The 14,217-nt window shown below is 73.6% G+C and carries 7 protein-coding genes and 1 pseudogene; 4 read left to right on the top strand and 4 right to left on the bottom strand.

All coding sequences use genetic code 11. From position 1 onward, the window contains the following. A pseudogene (locus tag ABTX81_RS17580) lies at positions 1 to 198 on the top strand (hypothetical protein); the annotation flags it as partial. Between the two features lie 187 nt (positions 199 to 385). Here the strand turns inward: ABTX81_RS17580 and ABTX81_RS17575 are convergent. After that, positions 386 to 1,210, bottom strand: coding sequence for a class I SAM-dependent methyltransferase (locus ABTX81_RS17575; RefSeq protein ID WP_350546120.1), 825 nt, complete (start codon positions 1,208 to 1,210; stop codon positions 386 to 388). A 286-nt stretch (positions 1,211 to 1,496) separates the two neighbouring features. On the opposite strand from ABTX81_RS17575, the gene ABTX81_RS17570 reads away from it, so the two are divergent. Beyond that, positions 1,497 to 2,033, top strand: a complete 537-nt coding sequence (locus ABTX81_RS17570; RefSeq protein WP_350546117.1) for a SigE family RNA polymerase sigma factor — start codon at positions 1,497 to 1,499, stop codon at positions 2,031 to 2,033. Beyond that, a complete protein-coding gene (locus ABTX81_RS17565; protein WP_350546114.1) occupies positions 2,023 to 3,261 on the top strand; it encodes a hypothetical protein in 1,239 nt (412 codons plus the stop codon). Before ABTX81_RS17570 ends, ABTX81_RS17565 begins: the two co-directional genes overlap by 11 nt. A 285-nt stretch (positions 3,262 to 3,546) precedes the next feature. Here ABTX81_RS17565 and ABTX81_RS17560 read toward each other — a convergent pair whose 3' ends face one another. Together ABTX81_RS17560 and ABTX81_RS17555 are read right to left on the bottom strand one after the other, a co-directional pair. Then, positions 3,547 to 5,415, bottom strand: coding sequence for a CocE/NonD family hydrolase (locus tag ABTX81_RS17560; protein WP_350546110.1), 1,869 nt, complete (start codon positions 5,413 to 5,415; stop codon positions 3,547 to 3,549). Positions 5,416 to 5,568: 153 nt separating this feature from the next. Further along, positions 5,569 to 6,501: a hydrolase gene (locus ABTX81_RS17555; protein WP_350546107.1), complete on the bottom strand. Its 933-nt coding sequence runs from the start codon at positions 6,499 to 6,501 to the stop codon at positions 5,569 to 5,571. A gap of 197 nt (positions 6,502 to 6,698) precedes the next feature. On the opposite strand from ABTX81_RS17555, the gene nicT reads away from it, so the two are divergent. After that, positions 6,699 to 7,802, top strand: a complete 1,104-nt coding sequence (nicT, locus tag ABTX81_RS17550) for a Nickel transporter NicT (RefSeq protein WP_350546104.1) — start codon at positions 6,699 to 6,701, stop codon at positions 7,800 to 7,802. Positions 7,803 to 7,902: 100 nt separating this feature from the next. Here nicT and ABTX81_RS17545 read toward each other — a convergent pair whose 3' ends face one another. Then, a complete protein-coding gene (locus tag ABTX81_RS17545) occupies positions 7,903 to 14,133 on the bottom strand; it encodes a DNRLRE domain-containing protein (protein ID WP_350546100.1) in 6,231 nt (2,076 codons plus the stop codon). Between the last annotated feature and the right edge of the window lie 84 nt (positions 14,134 to 14,217).

Genomic DNA, 14,217 nt, shown 5'->3' with positions numbered 1-14,217 from the left:
GACAAGCTGACGGTCCAGGTCAACGGCACCACGCTGAAGACCTACTCCAACGTCGACGCGGCCGCCGGCTACCAGCTGCGGACCTTCGACCTCTCCGCCTACGCGGGCCAGACGGTGACCCTCAAGTTCACCGGCACCGAGGACGCTTCGCTGCAGACCAGCTTCGTGATCGACGACACCTCGATCGCCACGAGCTGACCCACCCCCGGCCGCCCGGCCCCGCGCCGGGCGGCCGACGCGTACGGGAAGTCGGTCACTCCGACCTCCTGCAGCGCCTCGGTTGAACCCGGATGGGCTTTCTCTCACGTCCGCGACGGTGGGTGCCGCCGGGTAGTTGGCGGTGCTCCGGGAGCCGGGCGGGTGCCCGGCTCCCGGGGCGGTGCTGTCAGGTGCGGCGGGCGAGGAAGAGGTCGTGGTGGCGGGTGACGGGGAGGCGGCCGCCGTGGGCGGTGAGGGCGGCGGCGGTGTCGGCGAGGACTTGGGTGCGGTGGTGGGGCGGCAGGGTGGCGTAGCGGGAGATGGAGGAGAGGTAGTCGAGGTAGTGGGCGGTGTCGTAGTCGGTGTCCTCGCGGAAGCGCAGTGAGCGGAGGTCGGTGAAGCGGGCGTCGTGCTCGCAGTCGAGGGCCGGCCAGTGGCCGAGCATGCCGGGCCACTGGCCCGGGGTGTCGCCGTAGGAGGAGGCGAGTTCGGCGTGCGGGGTGCCGGTGAGGCCGTGGCGGCGGTCGACCTCGGCGAGGGCGGCGTGGAGGCCGGGGTCGCGGACGCCGACGGGGTTCCAGAAGAGGGCGACGGCGCCGCCCGGGGCCAGGGCGTCGTGGACGAGGTCCCAGCGGCGGTCCGGGTCGAACCAGTGCCAGGCGGTCGCGGAGAAGAAGAGGCCGTAGCGGGTGTCGCCGGGCCGGAAGTCCTCGAAGGGGCTGACGTCGATGGTGACATGGGGGTACGGGCTGGTGTTGCGGCGCAGGACTTCGGCCATCCGGGCGTCCGGTTCGACGCAGGTGAGGGGGGTGGTGAGGGCGGCGGCGAACGGGACGGTGGCCTTGCCGGTGCCGGCACCCGCTTCGAGGGCGGGGCGGTCGCCGAGGGCGGCGTAGCCGAGGACGGCGGAGACGAGGGCGTCCGGGTAGCCGGCGCGGGCCGCGTCGTATGTCTCGGCCACCCCGCCGAACACCCGGCTGCGGGCCATGTCGACGGGTTGAGGGGAAGGCATCGGGATGTCCCTTCGGAGCGGGTACGGCCCGCGCACCAGGCAAGGTGCGCGGGCCGTCGGCTACTCCATTGGAGTGATGATCCCCCGAGAGCACAAACCCGCAAGCCCGCGAGGTGCCGCGCAATCCCCGTCCGCCGTGCAGCGTGCCGAGCTGCCCACAGCCGGCCGATGCGAACGCGTGGTGCGTGCTTTGCGCAAGCTTCGCCGTGGTGGCCGATCACTGGCCCCGTACGCTGCGTGCCACAAGACCGTCGGGTGATCGCGTTAGTAGGGCATGGAGCACATATTGGCGGCCGAGTCGGGGGAATCACCGCCCGACTTTCCGGCCTTCGTGGCGTCGCGGGGGCGTCAGCTGCTGCGGACGGCGTTTCTCCTCACCGGGGGTGACGCGCATCTGGCCGAGGATCTCGTCCAGGAGGCGCTCGGGCGGGTGTTCGTGAAGTGGCGGCGGATCGCGCGCATGGAGAACCCGAGCGGGTATGCGCAGACGGTTCTCGTCAACACCTTCCTCTCGCACCGCCGGCGGCGCAGCAGCACCGAGCGGGTCACCGACTTCCTGCCGGACGTCGCCGTCGTCGACCCGGATCCCGCGCTGCGGCTGACGCTGCTGCGGGCGCTCGCGGAGTTGCCGCCGCAGGACCGGGCGGTGTTGGTGCTGCGCTTCTGGGAGGACCGGAGCGTGGAGGAGACGGCGGCGGCGCTGCGGCTGAGCAGTACCGCCGTGCGGTCGCGCAGCAGTCGGGCGCTGGCGCGGATGCGGGGCGTGCTGGGGGCGGAGTCGGCCGGGGCGATGGAGAGGGCGGGGTTGCGTCATGCCGGTTGAGGAGGAGTTCGAGGCGGAGTTCGCCCGCGCCCTGCGCGGGGCGGCGGCGCTCGCGCCGGACGACGCGCTGTTCGGCCTGGCCGCCGGCGCCGAGCGGTGGGGACGCCGCCGGCGAGGTCGGCGGCGGGCCGCGCTGGTCGGCGGTGTGGCGGCGGTGGTGCTGGTGGCCGGGGGCGCGGGCGTCCTCGGCGGGGGCGCCGGGGCGGGCCTGTTCGGACCGGCGGCCGCGCCGGTGCGGCCGATGACCGCCGAGGAGGTGGTACGGCTGGTGACCGGGCTGCTGCCGCCCGGGTCGGTGGAGTCGAAGTTCGCGGAGGCGCCCGGCGATTCGAAGGCGTCGCGTGGCGAGCACCAGAGCTTCGGCGCGCTGGAGTTCGACGACGGCAAGGGGGCGAGCGTGATCACCTTCGGGGTGGAGCGCGGCACGCAGCGCCCCGACGAGGCGGCCCGTTGCTCGGATCCGTTCACCACGCCGCAGGACTCCTGCGAGCGCACCGAGCGCCCGGACGGCTCGGTCGTGGTGATCGACAAGCGGCGGGACAGCAGTTTCCCCGAGCAGCGCCAGTGGCAGGCGACCTGGGCGGCGCCCGACGGCACCGTGGTCCGGATCACCGAGTACAACGGGCAGCCGGCCGCCCGCACCCGGGACGAACCGCCCCTGGACGCCGGGCAGTTGGCGGCGATGGTGACGTCACCGGCCTGGGCGCGGGTGGTCGCCGCGATGCCGCCGAACCCGAAGGCACCCAAGGCACCCGAGGCACCCGAGGAACCGACGCCCGCTCCGGCGACGCCCCCGGCGGCGGAACTGCTCGCGACGCTCACCAGGCTGCTCCCGCCGGGCACGACGGCCTCCGGGCCGGACGAGCAGCACACCACGCTGACGGTCACGGCGGGCGAGCGGACCAGCAGGGTCTCGGTCCTCGTCGAACCGGCCGGGGCACAGGGGCGCCAGGGCCGGAAGGGCGTCGAGGAGGGCCTGCCGACCCCGCTGGAGGTGCGGGAGAAGCTGCCCGACGGCACGCTCGTCGTGACCAACCGGTTCGGCAACGGCAAGACCGCCACCGACCCGCTGCTGCACTGGACGGCGCAGGTCTACTACCCGGACGGCCGCAGCGTGCAGCTCTACGAGTGGAACGGCGAGAACGGCTACGACTTCCGCCCCGGCGAGCCGGCCCTCTCGGTGGACCAGCTCAAGGCCGTCGTCCTGGCACCGGACTGGAGGAAGTGACCGCCCGCCGGACGGGGGCTCAAGGCCGTGGTACGGGGCCCGAAGTCCCCGCCGGGCTCGCGGGTCACGGCGGCGTGCAGGGCCGGGTCCGCGTGGACTTCGGCCGTGTGACGCCACTGGGTGAGAAGCACGGAGACAGGCGTGGGTCGTCGACGGCACCCGGGAGGAACGTCACCCAGGGCTGTGCTCCGGGCGGCGGCTCGCGGAACGGGAGCGCCTCGTGGGCCGCGGTCATGGCAGCCACGGTCGTCCCCACACCGGCCCGGTGTGGACGATCAGGGGGCCTCAGCGGGGGATGCGGTGGTGCCACTCCCTGGTGAAGACGACGTTGCCGGCCTCCTCCGCCCGTACCTGGGTGTGGGCGAGGAGGTGGGTGGGGTCGCAGCGGAGTTCGGTGCGGGTGTGGACGGTGGCGTCCCAGCCGGCGGTGGGGCGTTCGAGGCGGACGGTGCGGTCGGTGCGGGCGCGGGCGCTGAGGGGGGTGGCGGTGAGGACGCGGTAGGCGGTGACGGTCTCTTCGGCGCGGACCAGGCCGTCGGGGTGGGTGCGGGTGCCGTCGGTGGACGGGGAGAGTTCGGTGCGCCACTCACGGCGGCCGATGTCGTGGACGGTGACGCGTTCGGGGTGGGCGGTGAGCGGTTCGGTGAGCTGGAGCGGGGGCGGAAGGGGGAGGGTGGGGGAGCGGAAGGTGATGTCGTCGGTGTGCGGGGTGGGGCGGCGGACCGGGAGGGTGAGGGCGGAGCGGGAGGGGTCGAGCGCGAAGCCGGCCGGTTCGGGGCCGGGCCAGATCCACGGCCAGTAGGTGGAGGAGAGGGCGAGCCGCAGCCGGTGGCCGGTCGGGACGGTGGCGCCGGTCGGGGCGAAGGCGACGGTGGTGTCGGCCGGGGCGGCGAGGGCGCGGACGCCCCGGGTGAGCAGCGTCGAGGTGCCGTCCGGAGCGACGGCGCACAGGCGGGCGGCGATCAGGGCGGGGCCGGTGCCCGGGTTCAGGTGCAGGGCCAGCGACGGGGTGCCGAGCAGGTCCAGGGGCTCCGGCAGCGGCCGGGAGTCGAAGCAGACCGAGCGGCCGTCCTCCTCGCGCTGGTCGGGCGGCTGGTCGGCGGGGCGGCCGAGCGGGACGTAGGCGCCGGCGTTGAGGCCGGTGTGCTGGGGCGAGCGGACGTGCACCCAGCGGTCCTCGGAGGAGGTGCCGGCGGTGCGCAGCGGGCCGTCGAGGCCGTAGTGGACCTCGCGGAGCCCGGGGGACGGCCACGGGTCGTCGCCGCACCAGCGGTCGGTGCGCCAGCTGCGCAGGGCGGGGACGGCGAGGGCGCCGGCGTCGATGTCGCGCAGCCAGTGGTCGTACCAGCGCAGGGCCTCGGGGAGGATCACGTCGGGCAGGCCGTGCGGCCAGGGGCCGAGGACGGCGCGGACGGGGACGGCGGTGGACCCGGAGGCGGCGAGGGCGAGGACGGCGCCGGCCGACGGGTCCGACCAGCCGGCGACGGCCAGGGTGGGGACGGCGGCCGCCGGCGCGGGGCCGGGGTCGGCGGCGAGCCAGTCGGCGATCGGCGGTTCGAGGGCGTCCAGCCGGGCCAGCCACATCGCCCGCCAGTCGTCCCCGACGTACCGGGGGTCCGGCGGGCGGGCGGCGTCGGCGACGCGGTCGGTGGCGCGGGTGTGGCCGTCGGCGGCGAGGACGGCGCCGCCGAGGCGGTGCGGGCCCTCGGGGCAGACGACGACCGCGGCGTGCACGGCGTCGGGGGCGAGCGCGGCCAGGCGCAGGGCGGTCTCCCCGGCGGCGCCGGTGCCGAGCAGGCCGACCCGGCCGCTGCACCACGGCCGGGCGGCGAGCCACCGGACGACCTCGGCGCCGTCGGCGGCGAGGCCGTCGTCGTGGAGGGAGCGGGGGGAGTGGAGGGCGGGGACGCCGCCGGAGTTGCCGTGGCCGCGGGCGTCGACCCGGACGGCGGCGTGGCCGTGGCCGGCGATCCAGGGGTGGCGGCGGGCGTCGTCGGTGGCGGTCCAGTCGGTGAGGCGGTCGGTGGAGTACTCCAGCACGACGGGGACGGGCTCGTCGGTCACCGGGCGCCAGAGGCGGGCGCAGAGCTCGGTGCCGTCGGGGAGGGGGACGCGCAGGTCCTCGCGGGTGGTGCGGTAGGGGTACGAGGGCATGGCCGCTCCATCGGGTCCCGGTGGTCGGTGCGGATCGGCGCGGACCGGTGCACGGCACTCCGGATCAGCGCGGATCATTCCGACAGTAGGGGAGGAAGCGGGCGCGCGCCCGGCGAAGGGCCGGCCGGGCGCGCGGGAGACGCGGGGAGGCCGTCAGGCCTTGCTCAGCCAGGCGGTGGCGTTGAGGGCGAGGGCGGCGTCGGTGCCGGCCGGGTCGTTCCAGCCGTCGTGCAGGGCGTTGTGCGGTTGCCCGGTGCCGTCCTCGGGGGGCGAGCTGTCGCCCCAGGCGGCGATCCGGCCGTTGCCGAAGGTGCTGGTGACGAAGAAGGCGCCGGTGTTCCCGGAGGAGTCGGGCCGGTAGACGATGCCCTTGACCGTCGGGTTGTCGGCCGGCTTGAGGGTGAAGACGGTCCCGTCGCGGATGATCGAGCCGGTGACGGTGCCGAACGGGCCGTGCAGCACCGGGTCGGCCGGGTCGTTGACGGCGCGCGGGTTCTCGTCGTGGATCTTCACGAGGTCGACGCTGAACCCGAAGGGGTCGGTGTCGTCGACGCCGTTGTCGGTGAACAGGTCGTTGATGATCGCGGGCGAGTCGATGCCGTCGTTGTTGCGGTCGCTCATGGTGTGGTCGACGATCACGAACAGCCCTCCGCCGTTCTGGACGAAGTGCATCAACGCGGCCTTCTCGTCCGGCGTGAACTTGATGTTCGGCTCGGGGATCACGACGGTGTCGAAGTTGGCCAGGTCCAGCGGGGCGCCGGTGCCGAAGGTGAAGGTGCCGCCGGGCGGCAGGGTCTTGAGGCTGTACTGGCCGGTCTGCTGGAGGGCGACGCCCCAGGAGGAGAGCGCGCCGGTCCAGTTCTTGTCGGTGGTGGGGTGGGCGTTCTCGCCCAGCGGGTCGGGCTGGGCGGTGGAGACGATCCAGTCGGCGTTGCCGGCCGTCTCGGCCTTGCTGTTGTCGAACAGCACCCGGTGGGTGGCGGGGGCGGCGACGGCGCCGACGGGGCCGGGGCCGCCGGCCGTCGCGAGGCCGACGGTGACTAAGGCCGTCGCGAGCAGTGCGGCGGTCGTGCGCAGGCGGGACATGAGCGGTACCTCCCGAGGGCGAGCGCGCGGGAGGTGAGGCCGGTACTCCCATCATCCTCCCGTTCGTCCGCCACCCGGTGACCAGTTTGTAATTGCGCATGACTTGCAACTAATTGCGACAAGAAGGAAAGATGGCCCAGCTCCGAGGGCCGGAACGGCCTCCCGGAGCCCCGACGGCCTCATGAAAGGACCCCCCGATGACCGGCCCCCGCTGGCGCGACCGCCTCACCCGTGAGGAGTGGATCCGCCTCGCAGGTATGGGCGGCTTCATCCTCGCCCTGCACGTGATCGGCTGGTTCACCCTGCTCGCGCTCGTCGCGCCCGAGCACTACGACGTCGGCGGCCAGGTCTTCGGCGCCGGCATGGGTCTCACCGCGTACACCCTCGGCATGCGCCACGCCTTCGACGCCGACCACATCGCCGCCATCGACAACACCACCCGCAAGCTGATGGGCCAGGGCAAGCGGCCGCTGTCGGTCGGCTTCTGGTTCTCGCTGGGCCACTCGTCCATCGTCTTCGGCCTCTGCGCGCTGCTCGCCTTCGGCATCCGCTCGCTGGCCGGGCAGATCGAGTCCGACGACTCCACCCTCCACGAGACGACCGGCCTGATCGGCGTCACCGTCTCCGGCACCTTCCTGCTCGCCCTCGGCCTGATCAACCTGGGCGCGTTCAACGGCATCCTCAAGGTGTTCCGCCGGATGCGCGAGGGCGAGTTCGACGAGGCCGAGCTGGAGGCGCAGCTGGAGAAGCGCGGCTTCATGAACCGCATCCTCGGCCGGGTGACCAAGGCCGTCACCAAGCCCTGGCACATGTACCCGGTCGGCCTGCTGTTCGGCCTGGGTTTCGACACCGCCACCGAGGTGTCGCTGCTGGTGCTGGCCGGCGGCGCGGCGGCGTTCCAGCTGCCCTGGTACGCGCTGCTGGTGCTGCCGATCCTGTTCGCCGCCGGCATGAGCCTGCTGGACACCATCGACGGCTCGTTCATGAACTTCGCCTACGAGTGGGCGTTCTCCAAGCCGGTCCGCAAGATCTACTACAACCTGACCGTCACCGGCCTCTCCGTCCTGGTCGCCCTGGTCATCGGCTCGATCGAGCTGATCGGGCTCCTCGGCGAGAAGCTGGACGTCACCAGCGGGCCGGTCGCCTGGATCGGCGAGCTGAACCTCGACCTGGTCGGCTACGCCATCGTCGGCCTCTTCGTGCTCACCTGGGCGGCGGCGATCGCCTACTGGAAGTTCGGCAACGTCGAGGAGAAGTGGTCGGCGGGGCTCACCGCCGCGGCCGCCGACAAGGGCGAGTAGCGCCGGGGAACGACGCGGGAGGCCCGCCCGACCTGGTGGTCGGGCGGGCCTCCTTGTCCTGCGGTGTCTCAGTGCGGGGTGCCCCGGCCGGGTGGCCGGATCAGCAGCTGGTCGTCCAGGACCGCACGCCCGGGAAGGGCAGCGAGTTCCAGCCGGCCGCGCCGATGGCGATCGCCAGGCACCGGTGGTGGTAGTACGCCTTCGAGGCCATGTGCTGGACGTAGCCGGAGTAGGCGCCCGCCGCGAGGGCGAAGCCCGCGCCGACCGGGCCGAGCAGGCCCACGCCGACCCAGATCGGGCCGTAGACGTAGTGGGCGTTGCGGCCGATCTTGCCGGTGTACGCGCGGTTGAAGTAGAAGGTGAGCTGCGCCAGGTACTTCAGTCCGCGCCAGCCGATGTGCGCCTCCAGGTGCGCCCAGAGGCGGCCCCAGGAGTAGTAGCGGGTCTTCGACCAGCTCCAGCGCCCGTCCAGGTCGAAGGAGTTCACCGGGTCGGCCGGGTAGGTGTAGGCGTTGGCGTTGCCGCCCGGGACCGGGTCGGCCTGCAGGAACCGGCCGAGGCTCGGGTCGTACAGCCGCGACCCCATCAGGACCACGCCGGTGGCGGTGGAGGAGTCGCGCTGCTCGCCGCCGACCCAGCCGTAACCGGTGGCCGGGCCGCCGAGGCTGACGCCGTACTCGTCGAAGGCGCGCACGCTCAGCTGCTGCGCCGGGTCCAGCGGGAGCTGGACGGCCACGTCACCGTGCAGGTTGGTGAGCTGCAGGACGGTGCCGTCGGTGGCGCCGGTGATGGCGCCGAGAGTGCCGCTGAGGTCGGTCACGCTACGGGCGACCGCGCCGTTGCCGGCCTTGGACCAGCTGGGGCTGTCGCAGGCGCAGCCGTAGTGGTTCAGGCTGGTGGCGGTGGTGCTCCAGGTGCCGTCGCCGGCCTGGGTCTCGGTGGTGCGGGAGGCCAGGCGGCCGGCCGCGTCCAGCGCCCAGGTGTTGCGCTGGGTGCCCGAGGTCTCGGTGCGGACCAGGTCGTTGGCGTAGTAGCCGAACTGGGCGCCCTTGGGGTGGGTGGTGGTGCGGCCGAAGGCGTCGTAGACGGCGCCCTTCAGCCGGTCGGCCGAGTCGTACTGCGAGCCCACCGTGCTGCTGGTGGAGTCGACGGTGGCCGGGTCGCAGTCCTCCTTGGTGGTGGTCAGCGCGGTCCGGTTGCTGTTCTTGTCGAAGGTGTAGGCGCGGGTGGTGCAGCCGTCCAGGGCCTTGTCGGTGGCCGTGGTGAGGCGCCCGGTGGCGTCGTAGCCGAAGGCGGACTCGGTGCCGGCGCCGGCGGTCAGCGCGTGCCCGGCCTGCTGGCCGTGGACGGTGAAGTCGGCGTTGTCGGCCAGGACGACGGTGCCGTCGGCGGCGGTGTAGACCTTGCCGGTGAGGGTGCCCTGGGTGTCGTAGGTGTTGGTGAGGACGTAGCCGCCGGGCAGGGTCTGCTTGGTGAGCTTGCCCTCGGAGTCGTACTCGGCGGTCATGGTGCCCGCCACCGAGTCGGTGAGCGACTGGGTCCGGCCGTAGCCGTCGTAGGCCAGGGTGGTGGTGGACGGGGCCGAGTCGCTGTGCTTGACCGGGCGGTCGGCCACGTCGTACTCGGTGGTGGTGACGCTGCCGGCGCCGTCGTCGTAGCCGACGACACGGCCGAGCTTGTCGTACGCCGTCTTCACGGTGGCGGTGCCGTTGGAGGTGCTGACGGTCCGGCCGGTGGCGGCGTCGTACGCGGTGATGGTGTCCGGCACCGCGGTGCCGGTGCCGCCGGTCACCGCGACCTTGGTGGCGCGGCCGGCCGCGTCGGTGGTCGTGGTGGTGGTGCGGGTGACGCCGTTGGCGGTCTCCCGGACCACGGCCGGGCGGCCGTAGCGGTCGTACTCGGTGGTGCTGGTCGGGATCTCGGCCGGGTTGCTGCCGGCGTCGGTGGCCGCGGCGGCCGGGCCGGTGGAGCAGGGCAGGTCGGCCCACTCCGGGCGGGCGGCGCAGGCACCGGTGCCGGTGGCCGACCAGTAGGTGGTGACGGTGGTGCCGATGTCGGTGCCATTCGACTTGGGCAGGGAGGTCTTCACGGCCCGGCCCTGGGCGTCGTAGGCGACGGTCTTGGTGAGCTTCAGGCCCGCCGGGTCCTCGGTGGTCTGGGTGGCCAGACCCTTGGCCCAGTCGTAGGCGGTGGTGGTGGTGCGGGCGTCCGCGTCGGCGGGGTAGCCGTCGATGCGCGCGCCGATGGTGGCCGTGGTGGGCTCGTTGCTCACCGCGGCGTCGGCCGGACGGCCCTCGTCGTAGACGGTCGCGGTGTGCGTGCGGGCCGGGACCTCGTCGCCGGCCGGGCGGGCCGGGCTGGTGCCGGAGGCGGCCAGGTCGTGCTCCAGGGTGACCACGTGCAGCGGGCCGAACTCGTCGGTCTGCCGCTCGCCGTCCGCCGAGTAGACGGTCAGGGTGGACAGCGCCTGGGCGCGGTCGGCGGTGCCGGCCTTGTCGAGGCCGAGCGCGCGCAGCTTGGCCAGGCCCTCGGCGGAGGTGGACAGGGCGAGCGCCCGGTTCTCCGCGCTCAGCTTGCGCACCGAGTTGCCGAAGGCGTCGTACTCGGTGGTGGTGACGCCGCCCGCGGAGGCGGTGTTGACCTCACGGCCGGAGGCGTTGGTGTAGGTGATGTTCGCCTTGGCGAAGTCGCCCGAGCCGAGCAGGCGGCCGTCGTGGCTGGCCGGCGGCGCGTCGGCGGGGAAGATCGCGGTGGCGTCGGTGGGCGCGTTGCTCTGGCCCCACGCGGCGACGTCCGTGATGCCCAGCTTGTACGGGGCGTTGGCGCCGCTGAGCGGCACGTCGTAGACCATGTTGGTGGCGGCGGTGCCGTTCACCACGTCCGTGCTGCCCTGCTGGAGGGACGGCCGGGAGGCCGCCAGCAGCATGCCCTCGCCGGCGGTGGCGGCGTTGCCGGCCTTGCCGTAGGTGAGGGTCCAGGCGAACTCGCCGGGCGGGGTCAGGGTGATGACCCGGCCGGCCGCGTCGTAGGTGTACGCGGTCTTCAGCGCGGGGCTGATCCGCGGATCCCACTCCTCGCGCAGGCGGGTCATGTCGTCGTAGCGGTACTCGGCGACGGCGACCGGGGTGGCCGCGGTGGCGCCCGGCAGGTTGGACCAGAGCCGGACCTGCTTCACCTGGCCGGCCACGTCGCCGAGCGCGGCGGTGGTGGCGGTGGTGGCGTCGGCGTAGACGTACTCCAGGACCCGGCAGCCGTTGGAGGCCGGGTTGGCGGCGCAGGTGGAGTTGGCGACGGCCGTGGTCGGCGCGACGACGAACTTCGGGCGGGCCAGGGTCTTCCCGCCGACCAGGACCTTCTCCGAGACCACGGTGGTGGTGGAGTTGTCGGTGGCCGTCGAGGAGGTGCTGACCTGCCAGGTGGTGGCGGCCGGGTCGACCTTGGCGAAGGTGGTGGTGGCGCCGTTGGTGCTCTTCAGCGTGAAGGTGCCGGTGAGCGCGCCGGTCAGGGTGAGCGTCTCCGCGCCGGGCTCGGGCTTCCAGCCGCCGCCGGTGGTGGCGGTGAAGCCGGTCTCGTGGCCGGTGGCGTCGACGATGGACACCGAGGTGGCCGAGGTCTGCCGGATGTACGCCCAGTCCGAGGAGGTGAGCTCGGCCATGGTGCCGGCGCTCCACTGCGGGCCGAAGATGGCCGCCTGGCCCTCCTGCGCGGCGCCGTTCTCGGGGTGCCGGGAGGAGAAGGTGCGGCCGGTGCTCAGGCCGAAGGCGGAGGCGTCGGTCGCGGTGAGGGTGAAGTCACCGGTGAGGGTGTTGACCCGGCCCGGGCCGACCTCGGCGTCCGGCGCGTTGCCGCCGTTGCGGTCGACGGTGATGGTGTTGGGCTCCGAGGCGTCGGTGCCGGTGCCGACGGTGAAGACCGCGCGGACGTCGACCGGGCCGTCGGTGGCCAGGGTGTCGGTGATGTTCCAGGTCAGCGGCGCGGGCTTGCCGCCGGTGACCGCGAACGGCCAGGCGGCGACGGCGCCGCCGGTGGCGGTGGTGACGTTGGCGACCGGGATGTCCGTCCAGGTGGCCGTCTCACCGCGGCGGTACTGGTAGCGCACGCCGGTCGCGGTGGTCTGGCCCTCGGCGGCCAGCGTGGTGCGGCGGGCCGGGCGCTCGCCGGCGCCGGGCGAGGTGAGGGCCGCGCCCTTGCCCGCGTTGAACACGTAGCTGGTGTCCGCGGAGACGTTGCCGGCCGCGTCGCGGGTGTGCGCGGCGACGGTGTGCTGGCCGCCCTTGAAGGTGAGCGCCGCGGTCACCGGAGCGCCGGTGGTCGCGACCGTCACCCAGGCGCCGCCGTCCAGCCGGTACTGGATGTCCTTCACGTCGCCGGTCGGCGGGGTGAAGGTGAAGGTGCCGGTGAAGTTGCCGGAGGCGTCCGGGGTGCCGGCCCACTGGCCGGCCGGGAAGTCGCCGGAGGAGACGGCGGTGGTGGCCGGCGCGGTGGTGTCCACCGTGAAGGTGCGGAAGCCGGACCAGGCGCTGTTGGCGGTGCCGTCCCAGGAGCGGGAGCGCCACTTGTAGGCGCCGGCCGGCAGCGCGGTGCCCGGGGTCCAGGTGAAGGTGGAGCCGGAGGCGGCCATGGCGGTGCGGCCGGACTGCAGCGCGGCGGTGCCGGTGGACGTCCAGACCTCGAAGTCCAGCGCGATGTTGCCGCCGTCGGGGTCGGTCGCCTTGGCCGACAGGGTCGGCGTGGAGTCACCGGTCAGCGCGGCGTTCGCCGGCGAGACCAGGGTGGAGACGGCCGGCGCGGTGTTGTAGGTCACCGACAGGTAGGGCGTGTTGGAGGCCGCGTTGCCGGAGTTGAACTTCTTCCAGCCGTACGGGTCGTTCTCGTCGGTCGCCCGGATGCCCAGGGTGTTGTTGGCGTTGCCGTTGCCGGCCCAGGCCTGCACCAGCGCGGTGATGTCGGTGTTGGTCCAGCCGGCGGCGCAGGAGCTGGAGTAGCCCTTGGTCGCGGTGGTGGTGGCCCACTTGCGGTTCCAGCCGGGCTGGGCCGTCCAGCGGGAGGCGGTGGTCGCCGTGCCGGTGTCCCAGACCTCCCAGCTCTTGGCGGTGCAGGACCAGGAGTGGAACTCCCACAGGTTGAGCTTGGCGGCGGTGACCTGCTTGCCGCTGATGGCGGCCATCGGGAACTGCAGGAAGGAGCGCGCCACCTGGCTGGAGCCGTTGTTGCCCAGCTTCAGCTCGGTCTGGGAGGAGACGTCGGTGCCGTAGCCCTCCTGGACGAAGGTGTCGAAGCCGACGCCGATGTTGACCGCCGGGTCGATGGTGACCGGGTACTGGGTCTTCGGGTCGTTGAGGAACGCCGCGTCCGGGGTGAGGGTGAGGTCGACGGCGTTGCCGTTCTGGGTGACCTTCAGGGCGACCGGGGCGGTGTGGGTGTGGTCGCCGCTGCGCTCGTCGACCTGGGCGTCCCACATCACCGGGGCGGGCAGCTGGCCCTTCTCCTCGCCGGTCTTCGGGTCGAGGAAGGAGACCGAGTTGTCCGCGTTGTGGCGGGCCTGCAGACCGGCCGCGTCCAGGGTCATCGTGACGGTGCCGTTGGCGCCGACCGCGGTGCGGTTCTTGAGCTCCAGGAACTGCTCGAAGCCGGTCCGGGTGGACTCGATGACCAGGTCGGTCGCGGTGAGCGCGTTCTCGTAGCGGGCCTTGGTGCCCTCCACCTTGGGGGCGGGCAGGGTGCCGCGCCAGGACAGCGACATGGCGGTGCCGTTGCCGTTGTCCAGCGAGACCAGCGGGACGGCCGGGGCCTGCTGGTCGCCGGCCGGGGCGCCGGCCGCCTTGAACTTGGAGGCGGCGGCGGCCGGGGTGGCGCCGGCCAGCGAGAGGCCGAGCGGGTGGCCCTTGGCCCTGACCGAGCCGTCGGGCTGCTGGGCCAGGCTCACGTCGATGGGCTGGAGCTTGCCGGACTTGTCCTTGTACCGGACCGGGCCGGTGGCCATGTCCAGGGTGGTGGTGCCGTCCGGGTTGATCCAGGTGGTGGTGGACTCGGTGCGCTCGCCGACCACCTCGATCCGGCGGTTCTCCAGCCGGGCCTTGAGGTGGGCGGTGGCGATGTCCGCGGCCTCGGCGGCGCCGAGCGCCGGGGCGCTCTTGGGGGCGGCGGGCTTGTCGGCGCTCACGGCGAAGGACTGGCCGCTGGTCAGGGCGACGACGGCGGCCTCGGCGGCGAGCACCACGGCGAGCGCGACCGCGGTGTTGCGCAGCACGCCGTTGCGGCGTGACGCGGGGGCGGCTGGCACGGTGTCCCCGGCGCGGGGCCGGGGCGGTGTGCCGGTCGGGTGGGACATGGAGCTCCTCGACGGTCTTGATGGAGAGGGGTTCGTTCTCGACGGCGACGCGCGCCGGCCCACGCGGGCATGCCGCGTCGGCCC

Origin of the sequence: Kitasatospora sp. NPDC097605 (assembly GCF_040302725.1) — a bacterium.
Taxonomy (GTDB): domain Bacteria; phylum Actinomycetota; class Actinomycetes; order Streptomycetales; family Streptomycetaceae; genus Kitasatospora.
The sequence above is the reverse complement of the archived record's forward strand: the minus strand, read 5'-3'. Positions and strand labels throughout refer to the sequence as shown.

What these genes read in the sequence shown, in the direction of transcription:
- ABTX81_RS17575 (WP_350546120.1), bottom strand. Translation starts at nt 1,210, where the DNA reads ATGCCTTCCCCTCAACCCGTCGACATGGCCCGCAGCCGGGTGTTCGGC.
- nicT (WP_350546104.1), top strand. Translation starts at nt 6,699, where the DNA reads ATGACCGGCCCCCGCTGGCGCGACCGCCTCACCCGTGAGGAGTGGATC.
- ABTX81_RS17545 (WP_350546100.1), bottom strand. Translation starts at nt 14,133, where the DNA reads ATGTCCCACCCGACCGGCACACCGCCCCGGCCCCGCGCCGGGGACACC.
- ABTX81_RS17560 (WP_350546110.1), bottom strand. Translation starts at nt 5,415, where the DNA reads ATGCCCTCGTACCCCTACCGCACCACCCGCGAGGACCTGCGCGTCCCC.
- ABTX81_RS17565 (WP_350546114.1), top strand. Translation starts at nt 2,023, where the DNA reads ATGCCGGTTGAGGAGGAGTTCGAGGCGGAGTTCGCCCGCGCCCTGCGC.
- ABTX81_RS17555 (WP_350546107.1), bottom strand. Translation starts at nt 6,501, where the DNA reads ATGTCCCGCCTGCGCACGACCGCCGCACTGCTCGCGACGGCCTTAGTC.